The following is a 16411-nucleotide window of genomic DNA, read 5'->3' as shown; positions in this document are numbered from 1 at the left end:
GCAGCCGTTAACGGCACCCCGGATTGTGTCTCGCGTTCCGCACCCGACCCCACGCCGAAGGCCTCAGGAAGCGTTGCGGTACAGGTCCCGTCTCTCGTTCAACTGCTGGAGGCCGGCCGACTGGTAGGTGGCGACGGCGCCGACGTTGGAGCTCGGGCAGCACACGATCACGCTGGACGAACCCAACTCCTGAAGTGCGCGCGCTGCGGCGACCGTGATCGCTCGACCGTAACCGTGACCGCGGTGTGCCCGGTGCACTCCCATCGGCTCGATCAGCCCTGGCTTGCCCTCACCCACCGACCACACCGTCACGGCCGCCACCGCCTCGCCCTGCTCATCGCGAACGGCGAGGCACCGCGCGTCGCCATACGGCGCACCTGCCGCCATCGCGTGCCAGCGCTCGTCGGTGAACGTCGACCCGTCGAACGACGCCCGCAGGACCGCGGCCCACTCATACGCCCGTTCCGGCCCGATCACCTCGACGCGAACGCCGGGATCCGGCACAGGCGCGCCGAGGTCACGCCGAAGTAGTGTCCACGGCTCGCCACTCCCCCAGCCGTCCTTGAACAGCAGGTCCTGGACCAGCGCACCCATCGGCGCCTCGACGTACACCCTGCCCTCGAGGAGCACACCGCGTTCAGGCGCCGACACGTCGTCGACCACCTGCTGCGCCAACTCCTCGTCCCGCAACGCCTCCGGCGCGAACGCCAACCTCAGCAACTCCGCACCATCCAGCAGCCCGACCGCCAGAACCTCCCCGGCCCGACTCCAGGTCCGCGTAGCCTCCGCAGTCCGCTCCACACCGAACCGCCAGAACCACCCCACATCCCCCGGATGCAACTGCACGGGCCCTCCGTCGTACTGCCACTCCCCCAACAGCCGCACCACGTCGCCGAGCCTGTCGACCCCCGGCCTACCCATCTCGATCGCCATCCCTCGATCACACACCACCCACCGACCCGCCGCACCCGCTTTTCCCGCCGGCAGTCAGTCATCGGCGTCGCCGTGATCACGTACTCACCTGCCGCTGACCTGCCCGAACGCGCTCGGTTGCGGCCGGTGACACGTTTTTGACGGCACATGCCTACCCGGAATCGACCACGGTGGAGCGGCAAAAGGGCAGTGCCTCAACGAGTGCGCGTCGGGGTCGGTCATCTCGTGCCGGCAGTTCCGCTCCCGGGTCCTGCCCAGGTGTGGCGGGTCGACGTACAGCAGGCTGCCGCGCGGGAACACGATCACCGCCCGGCTGCGCGGCTCCACCGACACCGCCCCAGCCGGCACCGTCGCGCTGCCACCCCTGCCGCCGACGATCGGCAGGAGACAAAATCGATTGTGGCGCTGCCCGGTGAACCACTAGCGTGCGGCAAGCACAATCGGACTCGTCGTGGGGACTGTCGCGTGACGCCGCCTGCTCTCGCTGCCTGACATCTTCTTCTGCGCTTTCTCACCGACCTCGCGGTCGGTCTCGCCGGGCTGCTCTGAATTCTGAGTCGCCCTGGCTGCTCAGCGTTCTGTGTCAGGTCTTAGAGAGATCATGTCTTCACAATCCCATAGAGATCATTTCGTGCTGCCCTGGTCCGTGCGGAGGACTCGGCTGCCGCTGCTCGCCATGCGTTGCCTGGACTGCCGCGCGGAGGCGGCCACCGTCGGCGAGGGCAGGTTCCGGATCAACGCCAACGGCAAGCTGCTTGACGTGTGGCTGCTCGTCCGATGTGTCTGCTGCGATCGGACCTCGAAGATCACAGTCCATGAGCGGGTGCGGGTCCGATCGGTGGATCCGGCCAGGCTGTGCGCCTTCGAGAACAACGATCAGGAGCTCGTCGCGCACGCGCTCCTGGACCCCGCGGTCGCACGGCGCAACCGGTTCACCCTCGACTGGCGTGGCGCGTGGCAGCTGGAGTCATCGGCCGTCGATGCGGCTTGGCCGTACCGGGTGGACGTCGGTTTCCTCGATCCCGTGCCCGTCCGCCCGGAGCGGCTGATCGCCCAGGGGCTCGGGATCAGCAGGGGCGAGGTCGAGCGCCGGATCAAGTGCGATCTCCCCCTCAACCACACAACGAGCACAAGTTTCTCGTTCGTCGTCATGCCGGCTGCATAGGGTCGGGAGGAATGGCGGGACCGAGGTTACGACTGGCGGTGCGGTGCTTCTGCTTGCCGTCACGACGACCGCCTCGGTCCCCGCTCGACCTGCGTCTCCCGCGCGGAACCGGCCGTACGCGTCGCTGATAGCCGCCTGCCAGGCGCCGCCTGTCACCTGTCTGGAAGCGCAGAGAAGTCGCCTTCGGCCACGGCGTGCACCACTGTCTCGGGGCGCCACTGGCACGGATGGAGATGCGCATCGCCTTCCCCGCCCTGCTGCGGCGCTTCCCCTGCCTCGCCCTCGCCGAACCGAACGAGCAGGTCGGCTTCCGTGTCTTCAGCGCCGTGTACGGCGTGCACGGGCTGCGGGTGACCTGGTGAGCAGACGGGCACCGAGAGCTGACGCCGCTCGTCTGCTCACCCGGCCAGTCCAGGATGAACGTGGCATAGGCCGTCGCTCTGCTGCGGTGTGCGTGGCACTGTCGCCGGCATCGGTACGGCAGGCGAGTCGGCCAGGCGGGGCTTGGTCAGGCTTCTCTGGGCGACTCGGGCAGCCGGATTCGATCGGGATGCTCTGGCCTGGCGGACCGGCCGGTCGCCGGGCCGAAGGACCGGAGCACGGCGCGGTCAGTAGGAGTCCGGCCTGGGGATATGGATGCCGGCAGAGCGGAGCTTGGTCTCGACGAGCGCGACCCCCCGGGCCGCGGCCGATCCCTGCTCCTCGCCGTGGAGGGCGATCAGCTTGTACCGGGTCGCGGCCTCGGTACGTGCTTGCAGGCCGGTCACGATCTTCAGATGTGCGGGATTGGCGAGGAAGTGGTCGGCAACGGCGGTGGCGAGCTCGGCGATGCGCGGGTCGTCCGGTTCCCAGGCCGCGGCTTCGGCGGCGCGCTTGATCAAGGCGACGAACCGGGTGTCTTGCAGGGCGTGCTCGACATGGGTCAGGTAGTCGTCGAAGCCCTCTGGGACCAGGGCCCTGGCCAGCACCCAGCCCTCCCTGGTGGCCGCCACCTCGTCAGCGGGGAAACCGAGGCCGGACAGCCGTTCCAGCAGCGACACAGCGCGGTCGGGCAGCAGGGCCCGGTCGCCGTCAGCGAGCCGGTGCAGCGTGTCCCGCCTCGTGATCAACTCCTCGATCCGTTCGGTGAGTTGCCGCTCGATGTCGGCGAGCGCGGCGGCGAACAGCGCGGCGTCGGCGTCGAGCAGGGGCCCGATCTCGGCCAGCGGCACCCCGGCGGCGGCCAGCGTCCGGACCTGCACCAGCCGCAGCAACTCGGCCGATCCGTACCGCCGGTAGCCGGAGGTATCGCGTTCGGGCTCCGCGACCAGGCCGAGCTTGTGGTAGTGCCGCACCGTCTTCACCGTGACGCCGACGAATGCCGCCGCCTGCCCGATCGTGACTCCGTTCATCATCTGCTCAGCCTGCCTTGTGCTCGAGCCCGGCCACCAATTCGTCCACCACGGCCGAGCATGTGGACTCGTCGAGCTCGGCGTGGCCCGGTTCGCGTTCTACCTGATGCACGACCGGAGGGGGGCGACCCTCGAGGCGTACGGGTCACAGGTGTTCAGCCCGTCGGCTGGGCCGGATCGGCCTGCCCGCCACAGAACACCTCGTTGACGAGCTTCTGTCGGGCGTTCTGGAACGCTGTTGCCACGGACAGGTCAGCGTCGTCCACACAGTTCAGCGCGGCGGTCAGGGTCTTGCTGCCGTCGGGCGTGCTGTACATCAGCGTGGCGTAGCCCGCCATGCCGCCGTTGTGGGTGATGACGGTGCCGCCGCGGTCCGTTTGCTGGACGAACACCCCCAAGCCGTAACCCATGTCCGGAATGACCGTGGGGTACGGCGCGCACATCTCGGCGTGCAGCTCGGCCGGCAGGAGCTTGCCGCCCATCAGCGAGGAGATGAACGTGTGCAGGTCCCGGGTGGTCGAGATCATGTCACCGCCGGTGGAGATCCAGGAGGGGTTGTGGCGGGTGACGTCGACCGTCTGCTGCCGGCCGGCGTCCTCGTACCGGTAGTAGGCGTGGGCGTGCGGCTCGGGGATCTCCGGCGAGGCGTCCGGCACCACGGTGCCCGACAGCCCGAGCGGCCCCAGGATCGACCGCTGCATCTCGTCGGCGAGCGAGCGGCCGGTGACCTTCTCGATCAGCAACCTGGCCAGGACGTAGTTGGTGTTGGAGTAGCTCCAGCCCGTCCCCGGCTCGAACCGCGCCGGCTTGGACAACGCCAGCCGTACCAGCTCCTCCGGCCGGTAGGTCTTGAACCGGTTGTCCGCCCACTCTTTGCCGGTGGTGCTGTAGGGGATGGGGGTCCCCGGCGCGACCGTCCCGTCGTCGTAGACCTCGCCGCTGAAGTTGAACACCCCGCTGGTGTGCTGCAACAGCATCCGCACCGTGATCCGCCGGTCCAGCGCGAACTCGGGCAGATAGTCGGCCGCCGGGATGTCCAGCCCGAGCTTGCCCTCCGCCACCAGTCGCAGCACCAGGGTCGCGGTGAAGGTCTTGGTGTTGCTGCCGATCCGGACGTGTCCGTTGATCGGCGGCTTGGCGGTCCCGCCCAGCTCGGCCACCCCGGCGCTGCCGACCCACTCCCCTCGCTCGTCGTGCACGCGCAGCGACACCCCGACGAAACCGGAGTCGACGATCTCTTCAATCGCCTTCTGCAGCTCCGGACGATCCTGCCTGGCAGCCGCCTCCTGCACGGCCTCGCTGTCGGCAGCGGCTGCCCTGGCGGCGTCGAGGGCTTCGGTGATCTTGCGGGCCATCTCGGCCGTGGTGGGGCTCGGCCGGCCCTGGTGAAACTGGGCGGTTTCGACAGCGACGAGGACGGTGCTGCGGAAGTTGTCGGCCTCGGCCGGATCCTGCTTCTTCAGCAGGTTCATGGCCGCGGTCAGGGCCGGCAGCACGCGGTCGGCGATCTCGGCCACGGACTTGCCGCCCAGGTCCTTGCCGTTGGGGTGCTCGGCGAGCACGTGCCCGACCAGGCCGGTGGCCGAGCCTAGCGCGATGCTGCCGTTGGTCGCGATCGTGTGGGGCTTGCCGGCGGCACCGGCGGCGGCCATCAGCGACACGGCGCCGTACGCGGCGGTCCGCAGGATGCTCTTGTCCTGATCGGAAAGGATGATCGTCATGGTGGTCTGCTCCGTCGAGTCTGTCATGTCCGGGACGGCGTCGTGCCGCTGCGGCGAGCTTCCACCCTGACCCAAGGTCAACCTCAACCGTGATCTGTCTCACAATGTCCGCCGATCGCAGTATCACCCCCGGTTATGGGCAGCGGTCGTCTGAGCTACCGGCGGATACGAGTCGGCGTCCCTCATCGGCGGGTTGAGCGTTCTGGATGACGGCGCCCACGCAGCAGCTCGCCGCTGAGTAGGGCCACGCAGGACCCGACGGTCAGCAGCCCGCCGGCGAGGAAGGTGCCCCGTACATCGGCGAGCGGCAGGACCAGTCCCCCAAGCGCGGCACCCGCCGCTATCCCGGCGTTGTAGGCGCCGGAGTTCGCCGCCAGGGCGATGTCCGTACGGCCCGGCGCGCAGTGCAGCATCGCGTTCTGCGTGGTCATGAACACCGGCCCGAGCGCACCGCCCATCAATACCAGGAACACCACCGCCGCCACCGGATGAGCGCCGAACGCGTACAGGCCGAGCATGCCCACCGCCTGCGTGGCCACGGCGGTGGCCAGCGCGGTCTGCGGAAAGCGGTCCAGGAACGCCCCGGTGATGCTCACCCCGGCCAGGCACGCGACGCCGAAAACCACGAACAGGGCACTCACCGCGCGGGGGGAGAACCCGCTCACGTCGCCAAGGAACGTGACGATGTAGGTGTATCCCGTGAACGCCCCGGTGGCGGACAAGGTCCCGGCCGCCAGCACCGTCCTGAACCGCCGCACGTCGGGACTGCTCGCGTAGGCGGCGGGCTCTTCTTCCGGACGCGAAGTCGGCAGCAGAACGGCGATCGTCACCAGACAGACGAGCCCCAGAGCCGCCAGCGTGGCGATGGGTACCTGCCAGTTGCTCTGCTGGCCCAGCCAGGTCCCAGCGGGAACGCCAAGCACGAGGGCCAGCGAACCGGCCACGGACAGCGCCCCGACCACACGCCCCCGGACCTTGGGCGCGAACAGGCCCACCGCGACCGGCCCCATCACGGCCCAGAACAGCGCCTGGGCGAGCGCGGTCAGCAGCCGCGCGCCGAGGAGCAACCAGTACGAGGTGGCCAGCGCCGCAATGAGACTGGACACCACGAGCGCGGCCAGCAGTCCCGTGAGCACATGGCGTCGGGGCACGGCCCGCACGACGAGGGCAATCGGCACAGATGCGACGGCCACCGTCACGCCGTAACCGGTGACCAGGAGACCGACCGCCGACAGGGACACCCGTAGGTCCTCGGAGATGAGCTCCAGGAGGCCGACCGGCAGGTTCTCCGCGGTGTTGAAGGTAAGGGCGGCCAGCATCAGGGCCCCGAGTACCGCCAGCCTGTGCCATGGAGCCGGTTGCCGCGTGATCGTCGTGTCTGTTGCTGTCCTCGCGCGTTGTACTTGCTCAGTGGCACCGTCCATGCAGGGACCTCACCAGGCGCACCAGTCCCGCCGCAACTGGATTCACCCTCGGAATTCTCGCGACAAGTGTTTGAGGGGCATCTGCTCAGCTGAACTGCCGGCCGGTGCTTCCGCAGGGCGGTGGCGGCACCGGCCGGTCAGGGAGGAGCGTCAGGTGGCGAGGGTGGCCACCGGCTCCAGGTCGTAGGTGCGGGCGTAGCCGTTCTCGGTGCCCACGAGCAGGTCCACCACGTCGAAGTAGCGGTCCCAGAAGGGGGTCTCGCGCAGCGCGTCGATCAGCAGCCGGTAGGCGTCGTGGTCGTCCGCCTCCCAGACCCAGATGTCGGTGACCCGCGCCGAGTAGAACTCCGTGTCGTAGAAGCGGGAGCGGACGCCGCGGGTGCGGGCCTCGATCACCGGGACGACGTGGGTGGTGAAGGCCTGGACGCGTTCGGCCACGGTCATCGCCAGCCACTCGGGCATTGTCTTGACCAGCATGAACGCTGTGACCGGCGGCTCGGTTCGGTCAATGGGCATCGACTGCCTCCGGCGTGGCGAGGACGGCGGGCTTGAGAGTCTGCGCGCACCACTGCGCGAATCCGGTGGCCGGGCCCGCCTGCGGCGAGCGGTCGACGCCCGAGTCCAGGCCCTGATCCTTGGCGCGCTTCATGTCGACGATGCCCTCGACGAATGCCTCGTTGAGGCCGTAGCCGAGCAGGGTGGACCGGAGCTCGTCGAGCGGCTGGCGCTGGTAGCGGACCGGACGGCCCAGCTCCTCGGTCATGATGCGGGCCAGGTCGTTGGGCGACAGGTCCTGCGGGCCGAGCACCGGAACACTGCCGACGCCGGTCCAGGAGCGGTCCAGCAGCAGCCCGGCCGCCGCCGCGGCGATGTCGGCGACGGCCACCAGCGGGGCCGGACGGTCCGCGGCGACGGTGTCGGTGAAGACGCCGTTCTCGCGGATCGAGTCGGCCTCCTCCAGCAGGTTCTCGAAGAAGGACGGGCTGGCCAGGGCGCGGTAGGCGACGCCGGAGCCGGCGATCAGGTCGTCCATGGCCAGGGAGGCGGTGACCAGCCCGGCCTGGGCGGCCTGCGGGGTGCCGCGGCCGAGCGCCGAGACGCCGACGACATGGCCGACGCCGTGGGCGGCGAACGCCCGCGCGGCCGGGCGGGTGAAGCCGCTGAACGCCTCGTCTGGCGCGGCCGAGGCGTCCGGCGGTACCAGCCAGAAAACGGCGTCGGCCCCGGTGAAGGCGCGCTCGACGGTCGCGGCGTCGCCGTGCGAGCCGGTGACCACCTCGACCCGTCCGCGCACGGCCTCGGGGAGCCGGGCAGGATCGCGGACCACGACGCGCAACTCCTCTCCGCGTGCGGGCGCGGCCTCGACCAGCAGCGACAGCAGCCGCCGGCCGATGTTCCCGGTGGGGGCGGTAATGACGATCATGAAAACCTCGCGGTGTGTGTCGGGTCGATACAGCCTCTTGATCGTGCAGACCCGAACCGCATTGCCACAATGGGAACTTCAGCATCCAATCATTGCCCGAAACGGAATCATGCAGGTGAGCAGCCCAGCCCCGAACCTCGACGCCAACCTCGCCGTCGCCCTCGACGCCCTGCTGACCGAGCAGAGCGTCACCCGTGCCGCCGCGCGGCTGCAGACCTCCCCCGCGGCGATGAGCCGCACCCTGGCCCGGCTGCGCCGGGTGCTCCAGGACCCGCTACTGGTGCGGGCAGGACAGGCCATGGTGCCTACACCCCGCGCCGAGGCGCTGCGGGACGAGGCCGCCGCGGTGGTGCGCCGGCTGGAGTCATTGCTCACCCCGAGCGGCGGGATCGACCCCGCCGCACTTCGGCGCACCTTCACCGTCCAGACCTCGGACCTGGTCGGCGCGGCGCTGGCGCCGGGTCTGCTCGGGCTGGCCCGGCGCCGGGCGCCGGGCGTCTCGCTGCGGGTGCTGGCCGAGGAGTGGGAGGCGGGCCCCGCGCTGCGCGAGGGCCGAGTCGATCTGGAGATCGGGGCCATCGACCACGTCGACCCGGAGACCCGGGTCGAGGAGCTGGTCACGCTGCGGATGGCGGCCGGCGTCAGGGCCGGGCACCCGCTCGCCGAAGGAACCCTGACGCCCGCCAGGCTGGCCGCGGCCGAGCACGTGGCGGTCAGCCGCCGGGGACGCTTCACCGGCCCGCTTGACGCGGCCTTGGCCGAGCAAGGGCTCAGCCGGCGGGTCAGCGCCGTCCTGCCCGGACATCTGGCGGCGATGGCGCTGGCCGCAGTCGGCGACGTGGTCTGCCTGGTGCCGACCGCGCTCCCGGGCGAGCCCCCTTCACCACTCGGCGACGCGGCACACGCGCTGGGACTGCGCCTGCTGGAAATCCCGCTGCCGCTGCCGCCACTGACGATCGGCATGGCCTGGCACCCGCGCCACACCGCCGACGGGGCCCACCAGTGGCTGCGTGGCGCCGTGCGCCGGGTACTCCGTCCGGCCCGGGAGGAACAGGGTGTCGTGGCGTAGCCGGCGGGGCGGGCAAGAGGCGTCAAGGGGGAGGCCGCCCTCCTCGGTGTCCAGTTCGATGGAGGGAGGCGCATGAGCCCGGTGGACAGTGCCCCGGCGACGTCGTCCAGCGTCATCGGGGCAGCGGCATTCCCCGCTGCCATGTGGTGGCGAAGAAGGTGTCGTCGGGAATCAGCAGCGGCAGTGCCTGTTCCGTTTGTGAGTGTCAATTAACGGATGTGTTCCAGTAGCGCAGCAGCCGGGCGTAGCAGGGGGAGGCTGTGCGCAGCTCTTCGTGGGTGCCCCACTGCACCTGCGCGTCGTCAATGACGATGACCATGTCGGCGCGCAGTGCCGAGCTGAGGCGATGGGCTATGACGATGAGCGTTCCCCCGCGCTTGGCGAAGGCGTCTTCGGCTTGCTCCTCGGCCGCTGAGTCGAGATGGTTGGTGGCCTCGTCGAGGATGACCATGCGGGCGGCGCTCGCATGGGCTCGGGTCAGCGCGATGAGCTGCCGCTCCCCCTCCGACAGCCGGCTCGGCTCAAGGGCTGCGTCCAGACCGCCAAGCCGTTCGATGAGCGCGGCGGCGCCCACAGCCTCGGCCGACCGCGTCAGCGTGGTGGTGCTCGCCTGCGGCGCCAGATAGGCCAGGTTCTCCCGGACCGTTCCGGTGAAGATGTAGGCGTCCTGCGGCACCAGGGTGATCGCCTGGGAGAGCTCGGCGCCATGGAGGCGTTGTATGGGCTGCTCGCCGAGCAGAACCGCGCCGGCGCTGGGCCGCGACAGACCGCACATGAGCCGGGCCAGGGTCGACTTTCCGACACCGCTCGGCCCGACGATGGCGACGTGACGGCCGAAGGGCACCGTGACGCTCAGATCACAGACGATGGGCTCGGCGACACGACCGTAGGTGAAGGCGATCCGCTCCAGCCGCAGATCCGGTTCAGCTGGTACGGCGACGCCACGGCATGAGGTGACCTCGTCGACGCGGGTCGCCTCGCGCAGGCGGCGCACGGTGATGAGCAGGGGCAGGCCGACGGAGTTGGCGTTCTGGACCGTGGCGCGCAGCATGGGCAGCAGATGGGCGAAGATGTAGGTCGCCACGCCCAGCAGCACGCCCGTCTGCATCCCGCCGGTGGCGTGCTGCCAGGCCGCCAACCCCACCAGGGCCAGCAGGGGCAGGTAGCCGCCGATGGCGAGAACGGCGGCGCGCACCGTGCCGCTCCTGGACAGGCCCCGAGTGGCGCCGGCCAGCCGTTCGACGGCCGCGTACATCCGTTCGGCCGCGAGCGGCTGCGCCCCGCAGGCGAGGATGTCGCGCAGCCCTAGCAGGAGCGCGGCGGACTCCTGGGCGACCTCCTCGTTGGCCGTGATCGTCGCCGCCTGCCGGACCGCCAAAGTCCGCAGCGAGGCGATGAGCAGTAACAAGGCGGCGGTCACCGGGACCGCCGTGGCCAGGGCCAGCACGGGCTTGAGCGCGGTCAGGCCGATCAGGACCGCGCCCGTGATGAGGACCGTGTCCCTGACCGCGAGAACGGCTGCCCCGGTCAAGGCGCACACCGCATCCACCTGCGAGGTGATCTGGGCGATCGCCGAGTGCCGGGTCTTGCCCGGTTCACGCACCGCCTTGCTCACGGTCGCGCGGACGACGCGGCGGACCAGGTCTACCCGGATCGGCTCGACAAGATCGGCAAGCCGTTCGTTGATCCGCCGGGCCGTGATGGCGCGCACGCCGAGAGCCGCGCCGAGGGCGGCGATCCACACCAGCCCGACGTCCCGGCGTCCGGCCAGGAAGCCGCGATCCAGCGCCATGGTGACGCAGATTCCCGACAGCAGGACGGGCAGGCTGTCGAGCGCGGACCAGGCCAAGAGGGCAGCGGTGTTCCGGTTGCGCAGAAACGGGCCGATCATGCTCTGTCCTCCGGCGTCCTGAACAGCTGCCGGTAGTGGGCCTCGGCCCACAGATCACGGTGCGTGCCGACGGCGTGGACCGTACCGTCCTGCAGCCAGACGACCAGGTCGGCCGCGGCCGCGGCAGCGGGGCGGTGGGCGATGACCAGGCGGGTCTTGCCGGCGAAGGCGGTTCGCAGCGCGTCCGACACCGCGGCTTCTGTCGCGGTGTCGAGGCTGGAAGTGGCCTCGTCGAGGATGACGATGGGGCTGTCGTGAACAATGGCGCGGGCGACGCCGAGGCGTTGGGTTTCGCCTGCGGAAAGCACCAGCCCTGTCAGCGGCGTGGCGTAGCCGTCCGGTAGGCGCCGGATGAATCCCGCCGCGCAGGCGGCCTCGGCCGCACGCGCGATCTGGGCGGGGCTTGCGTGCGGTCGTCCCAGCGCCAAGGCCTGGCCGATGGTGTCGCCGACCAGCTCCGGCTGCTCGAAGGCGTAGGCGGCGTCACCGGGCAGGACGGGCTGTCCGCGAAAGGTGACACTTCCCTCATCCGGTACGAGCAGCCCTCCGGCGACTTGGGCGAGCGCCGACTTGCCCGACCCGGACCGGCCCACGATCGCGACCGTGCTGCCCACGGGCACGGCGAGATCGAGGCCGTCGAGCACCCGGCGGCCCTCGTCCAGCACGATGATCCCGCTGAGGAGGAGTGCCTGTGGTGCGGTGGTGAGCGGCGTGCGGGACCGCGGCCGGGCAGTGTCGAGCACCTGTGAGATACGGTCTGCGGCGCTGCGGACATGGCTGAGGTAGGTCACCGCGGAGAGCTGATGCACCGCGTTGATGCCCAGCGTGACGTAGGCGACGGCCGCGACCATGTCGCCGGGCCGCAGCCATCCGGCGGCGATCCCGAGACCGGTCAGCGCCAGCATGGCGACTTGGGCGGCCGCGGTCAGCAGGCTCAGAGCCTGGCCGACGCTCCCCTGTGTGCGCCAGTTCGCGCGGCCTGCCGCGGTCAGCTCAGGCAGTGAGGCGAGGATGCGGTCGACCTCTCTGGCCTGGGTGCCGCTGGCCTCGATCGTCCGTGCGCCGGTGAGCGTCTCGCTGAGTCTGGCCGAGATGCGCCCCTGCGCGCTCTGGTAGTCGGCCGAGGTCCTGCCGACCGCCTTCGTCCCCCGGCGCAGGACATAGATCGCACCGGCTGCGGCGGTAAGGAAGACAAGCGCGCCGAAGGGGACCACCAGCCACAACGCGGTGGCCGCGCCGGCCGCGGTGACGGCGGTGAGAGCTACCGTGACCGCGGTGAAGGAGCCGTCGGCGGCGGCCGACGCCCCGCCCACCATCCTGGCCGCCAGATCTCCCGCGGCCCAGCGCCGGGTGACGGGCAGGCCTACGGCGAGTATGTGATCGACCATGCTGCGCCGCAGCCAGGCCCCTGATCTGGCGACCGAGGCGTTCTTGGTGGAACTCGTCACGACGGTGGCACACAGGTCGAGGGCGGCCAGGCAGGCCAGTTGCACGATCGCAGGCGCGGGGCTGCCCCCTCGCGCTATCGCATCGACGATGGAGCTGAGCGTGGCGGGCAGCGCCAGGGCGACGATGATCCCTGTTGCCGCCGCGATCGCGAAGACGGCCGTGTCGCGGCGGGCGGCCCGTGCCGATCCCCAAAGCAGGCGCCGGGTTCCTGTTGAACCGATCATTGATTTTCCGAATCGAGCGCTGGTTATGCGCGAAGGCGCGGGCCTGGGCCCGCGCCTCCGCTGGATCACACAGGGATCAGATGGTCCACGGGCGGCTACCGTTGATGAGGGTAGCGGTGACGCAGGGACGCTGTCCGTGCGCGGACGACCCCTGCTCCTGCGGGAGACGCTGCAGGGCTTCCAGCTTGATGTCGTTGCTCATCGTTTCTCCTATGAAGCAGCTGTTAGATGGTGTGCGGGCGGCTGCTGTCGGACACGCAGGCCCAGTTGATGCACGCCTCCCGGGCGTCGGTCGAAGGCCCCTGCTCGTCTCGCATCCGCTGCGGAGCGGTCAGAGTCTGGGGAGCGGTCATAGTGGTTCCACCTCCTTCCGGTGGGAGAAGGATCGGCACGGCTGTCGCCGTGGGTCAGTGAGGCCCGTCCGGCATGAACGGGCGCGCTCCCCCGTGTCGCAGGCGAAGAAGGAAGCTCAGGGATCCGGCGAGCCCGCCGGCGTAGCCGGCGCTCACCTGACGGCCGGAGGCGTCCCCGATCAGGTGGCGTCCATCTCGTTCGACGGAGCGTACGGCCAGCCCGGTGGCGTGTTCACCGGCCCACGCGCGGTACTTCTCCTCCTCCAGGACGTCGGCGAGATCAAGGAGGAAGTGTCCCTCCGCCGCCAGCCCGTGGCAGGCCCCCGGACAGGAACGCGCGGTGTCTTCTCGCACGGCGACGGCGGCTTTTCGCGCGAGATCGAGATAGACGTCCCGGCCGGTGGCACGCCACAGGCGCAGGAGAAAGGTTCCGATGCCGGAGGAACCGTGGCACCAGTTGGGCAGGCGCCGATCTTGGCGGTCCAGCCGGTCGCTCCACCAGGCCGCCTCGCCGTCGATCTGGGCGGTGGTCACGAGCAGGTCGGCCGCGGCGACCGCGGTCTCCAGATAGTCGGGCCGGTTCCAGGCCGCCGCGGCCGCGACGAGAAAGGCCCCGACTCCCGCGTTGCCGTGCGCGAACCCCAGATAGGAGCCCTTCTCCAGTTCCGAGGCGACATCGACCGTGAGCGGCCAGCAGACCGCATCCTTGATCGGCTGGGCCGACTCGACCAGGCCGTCGGCGAGGATCTGGCCACGGTGCGAGAGCTCGGCCTGACCCGTTCTTCGCCACAGGTGGACCAACGCCAGTCCGCCGCCGGCCAGGCCGTGCACCACATCGGGAATGGGCCAGCGCATGGGCAGGCGGCGCGCGAGCCGTAGCGCTCTGTCGGCGACCCGCTGGTCACCGACGACGGTGGCCACCTCCCACGCGGTCCAGGCGACGCCCGCGTGACCCACGTACAGGCCGGGGATGACGCGCGAGACCGTGTCCAGGTAGCGATCGAGCCAGCGACAGCCGTGGCGCATCGCCTCCAGCAGCCGCCCATGGTCCACTTCCACCTGATCGCGCACAGCCCAGGCGGCGGCGAGAGCGGACAGGCCGCCGCCGGCTCCCCACTGCACGAGAGCGGGGTCGGCGTGGTCCAGCCCGGGTTCGGCCGGCCACAGCCACGACTCGCGCGGGGCCATCGTGTCCAGCAGATGCTCCAGCGAGGAGCGAATCATCGCGTCGGCATCGGGAGTCGAAATGGCCGACGCCGGAGCATCCCGCGCCGCGGACGCGTTCAGGAAGCGGCGTGCACGGTTCAAGGACCAGCGCGCTGCGGGATCGTCCTTCATGAGCCCGCAGATCAACGGAGCGAGAAGGCCCGCGGAGGGATGCCACGACGCCGCCTGCTTCAGCCAAGCCGCCATCCGGCCGTCTGTCGGACGGTCATCGGCGACCAGGAGGGGATCTTGCCCCAACGCGGCGAACGCCAGCACCGCGCCCAGGCCGAACAGGTCCCCGGCCTGGTCAGCGGGAGGTGGAACCTCACCCGCGGTCTCCGGAGCGGCGTAACCGGGCGTGCCGAGCCGCACCGCCTCACTGCCTGCTACGGTCGCCGCCTCCAGATCGATGAGACGCAGCTCCCCCGCGTCACTGAGCAGCACGTTGGCGGGAGTCAGATCGCGGATCACCACACCCGCACGGTGGATCTCGGCCACCAGCTCGACAGCGGCGCGAGCCACCTCGACCACACGTTCGTCCGGCAGCCGCCCGCCCTTGGCCCCCGCCACCCAGTCCTGGAGTGATCGCCAGGGGATCTCTTCCTCGACGAGGAAAAGGTGATCCTCCAGCTCGAACATCTCCACGAACCGTGGGACGAGTCCCGACGGAGTCAGCCTGGTGAGCATCTCGGCTTCGTTGCGAAGCAGGTCGCGCACGTCGCCGTGAACGTTGACATCGATGTGCGGACGGCCCTGCTTGATGATCACTCGCTGACCGGTGTCCTCGGCGACCGCCCGGAAGACGCCACCTTTGTTGGAATGCCGGATGGCCCCGGTGACGCGATAGCGACCGATCAACGGCTCGATGTCGGCCACGACCTCCTCCCGCGCCACCACCGGATCCCGCGCCCACGGCGGAGGCGCGAACCACGCCACCCGGAGGTCCGGAACCAGCGACCCGTCCGGAGCGACGAGCATGTCGCGATGGACGCCGTTGTCGCCGAGCATGCGCACGCTGGCGAACGAGCCGTAGCGGTACTGCACGATGCCATCGCGGTACCGGCGATCGGAAAGGATCTGCGGCCCGGGCAGCCCTCTGGTCGCCTGATGAAGGACCTCAAGAAGACGGACGAACTGCTCGTCGTCGTCCGGGTACGCCGTGATGAACTTCCCGCTGAACGCGCGATCGTTCTCCCTCGACAACGACCGGGCGAGCCGGTCAGGAGAGACCACGAACTTGAACGGGCACGATTCTCCGACCAGCACTCCGGCCGCGGCCTCCAGCACTGCCGCCGCGTTGTCGGCCCGCGCGGACACGTGGATTTTCCAGCCCTGCAGCCGATTCAGGTGACCGGAGGGCTCGACCTGGCACCAGTAATCGCCCCCTATCACCTCCCAATCACGACGTCCCGCTCCGACCAGAGCCTTTTCGACAATCCGCCCGTACTCCGAGGACTGCAATTCCCTCATCGCCTCCACCTTCGCGCCCGCTGATCAGCGGCACGTCGACGAAGCTAGGGACCGTCAATTGACGTGTGATGGACGATCCGGCGATGGAAAGTAAATGCTTACACGAGCCGTGCGCGACCTCGGTCTCGGTAAGGCAGTCGAGACCATCCAGGCGCTGGGCGCACACGGGAGATGAACCGGCTCGGCGGGCGTAAGGTGCCCGCCGGGGGCGCCGGCCGGCTTCGTGCCCGCGAAGTATGCCGACTATCTGACCCAGGCCATCATTGCGGCCGCCCGTCGGCTGAACGACGCTCGCGGGCGGCCAAGCCTGTGCGAAGCCGCCCGGGAGATCAACATTCGTCCGTGAACCGGCAGAGCTGTTTCATAAGCGACCGTTATCTTGAGCCGCTGATCGTTGCGGAGCCTCTGACCTGGGCGGCCTCGTTGGAGACGGTGTCCGCAACGAGGCCTCAGTCGGTCTCAGGAGCGCCGGTCAGCAGGGGCCGATCGTTACTACCGAAGAGCGGCTCGCGGGAGCCGGTGCCGGAGCGATGGGATGGCCTGGGCGCGATCGGTGGTGAACCTGATCTGCCGTGTCGGGACGCCGACCGCGCGGATGGCGCTGACCTGGCGGGCCCACCTGCTCAGCGACGAACTCGAACACCCGCCGGCGGAATGAGCCGACCCAGGACGGTGATCCGGCGTCGATCGCG

At 70.0% G+C, this 16411-nt stretch carries 15 protein-coding genes; 4 read left to right on the top strand and 11 right to left on the bottom strand.

Annotated features, from left to right (window positions below; translation table 11 throughout):
* Window positions 1–63: 63 nt before the first annotated feature.
* Window positions 64–933 carry a GNAT family N-acetyltransferase gene (locus tag ACWENQ_RS41980; RefSeq protein WP_452419297.1) on the bottom strand — a complete coding sequence of 290 codons (870 nt, stop codon included), beginning with the start codon at window positions 931–933 and terminating at the stop codon, window positions 64–66.
* Window positions 934–1564: 631 nt separating this feature from the next.
* Here ACWENQ_RS41980 and ACWENQ_RS41975 point away from each other — a divergent pair.
* Together ACWENQ_RS41975 and ACWENQ_RS41970 are read left to right on the top strand one after the other, a co-directional pair.
* Window positions 1565–2098 carry a DUF1062 domain-containing protein gene (locus tag ACWENQ_RS41975; protein ID WP_452419296.1) on the top strand — a complete coding sequence of 178 codons (534 nt, stop codon included), beginning with the start codon at window positions 1565–1567 and terminating at the stop codon, window positions 2096–2098.
* 149 nt (window positions 2099–2247) lie between these two features.
* Entirely contained in the window at window positions 2248–2460 is a 213-nt protein-coding gene (locus tag ACWENQ_RS41970; protein WP_452419313.1) for a cytochrome P450, read from the top strand.
* A 246-nt stretch (window positions 2461–2706) separates the two neighbouring features.
* On the opposite strand, the gene ACWENQ_RS41965 is transcribed toward ACWENQ_RS41970, so the two are convergent.
* The 5 genes from ACWENQ_RS41965 to ACWENQ_RS41945 form a co-directional block, all read right to left on the bottom strand.
* Entirely contained in the window at window positions 2707–3492 is a 786-nt protein-coding gene (locus tag ACWENQ_RS41965) for a MerR family DNA-binding transcriptional regulator (protein WP_452419295.1), read from the bottom strand.
* Window positions 3493–3644: 152 nt separating this feature from the next.
* Entirely contained in the window at window positions 3645–5237 is a 1593-nt protein-coding gene (locus ACWENQ_RS41960) for a serine hydrolase domain-containing protein (protein WP_452419294.1), read from the bottom strand.
* 155 nt (window positions 5238–5392) lie between these two features.
* On the bottom strand, window positions 5393–6529 hold the full coding sequence (locus ACWENQ_RS41955; protein ID WP_452419293.1) for an MFS transporter: 1137 nt from the start codon (window positions 6527–6529) through the stop codon (window positions 5393–5395).
* Window positions 6530–6784: 255 nt separating this feature from the next.
* Window positions 6785–7150: a darcynin family protein gene (locus tag ACWENQ_RS41950; RefSeq protein ID WP_452419292.1), complete on the bottom strand. Its 366-nt coding sequence runs from the start codon at window positions 7148–7150 to the stop codon at window positions 6785–6787.
* On the bottom strand, window positions 7140–8057 hold the full coding sequence (locus ACWENQ_RS41945) for an NAD(P)H-binding protein (RefSeq protein ID WP_452419291.1): 918 nt from the start codon (window positions 8055–8057) through the stop codon (window positions 7140–7142). Before ACWENQ_RS41945 ends, ACWENQ_RS41950 begins: the two co-directional genes overlap by 11 nt.
* 115 nt (window positions 8058–8172) lie before the next feature.
* Here ACWENQ_RS41945 and ACWENQ_RS41940 point away from each other — a divergent pair, with 115 nt between their 5' ends.
* On the top strand, window positions 8173–9126 hold the full coding sequence (locus tag ACWENQ_RS41940) for a LysR family transcriptional regulator (RefSeq protein WP_449923016.1): 954 nt from the start codon (window positions 8173–8175) through the stop codon (window positions 9124–9126).
* A gap of 205 nt (window positions 9127–9331) precedes the next feature.
* Here the strand turns inward: ACWENQ_RS41940 and ACWENQ_RS41935 are convergent, their stop codons facing one another.
* The 5 genes from ACWENQ_RS41935 to lanL form a co-directional block, all read right to left on the bottom strand.
* Entirely contained in the window at window positions 9332–11017 is a 1686-nt protein-coding gene (locus tag ACWENQ_RS41935; RefSeq protein ID WP_452419290.1) for an ATP-binding cassette domain-containing protein, read from the bottom strand.
* Window positions 11014–12690, bottom strand: a complete 1677-nt coding sequence (locus tag ACWENQ_RS41930; RefSeq protein ID WP_452419289.1) for an ABC transporter ATP-binding protein — start codon at window positions 12688–12690, stop codon at window positions 11014–11016. Before ACWENQ_RS41930 ends, ACWENQ_RS41935 begins: the two co-directional genes overlap by 4 nt.
* A gap of 76 nt (window positions 12691–12766) precedes the next feature.
* Window positions 12767–12892 (bottom strand): hypothetical protein, encoded by a 126-nt coding sequence (locus ACWENQ_RS41925; protein ID WP_354908481.1) that lies wholly within the window; start codon window positions 12890–12892, stop codon window positions 12767–12769.
* 22 nt (window positions 12893–12914) lie between these two features.
* Window positions 12915–13043 (bottom strand): hypothetical protein, encoded by a 129-nt coding sequence (locus ACWENQ_RS41920; RefSeq protein WP_354908484.1) that lies wholly within the window; start codon window positions 13041–13043, stop codon window positions 12915–12917.
* Between the two features lie 54 nt (window positions 13044–13097).
* Window positions 13098–15719: a class IV lanthionine synthetase LanL gene (gene lanL / locus ACWENQ_RS41915; RefSeq protein ID WP_452419288.1), complete on the bottom strand. Its 2622-nt coding sequence runs from the start codon at window positions 15717–15719 to the stop codon at window positions 13098–13100.
* A gap of 535 nt (window positions 15720–16254) precedes the next feature.
* Between lanL and ACWENQ_RS41910 the strand changes: the two genes are divergently transcribed.
* Window positions 16255–16377, top strand: coding sequence for a hypothetical protein (locus ACWENQ_RS41910; RefSeq protein WP_452419287.1), 123 nt, complete (start codon window positions 16255–16257; stop codon window positions 16375–16377).
* Window positions 16378–16411: the final 34 nt, after the last annotated feature.

It is taken from the genome of Nonomuraea sp. NPDC004354 (genome assembly GCF_053602555.1).
This window is presented reverse-complemented; position numbering and strand designations above follow the sequence as displayed.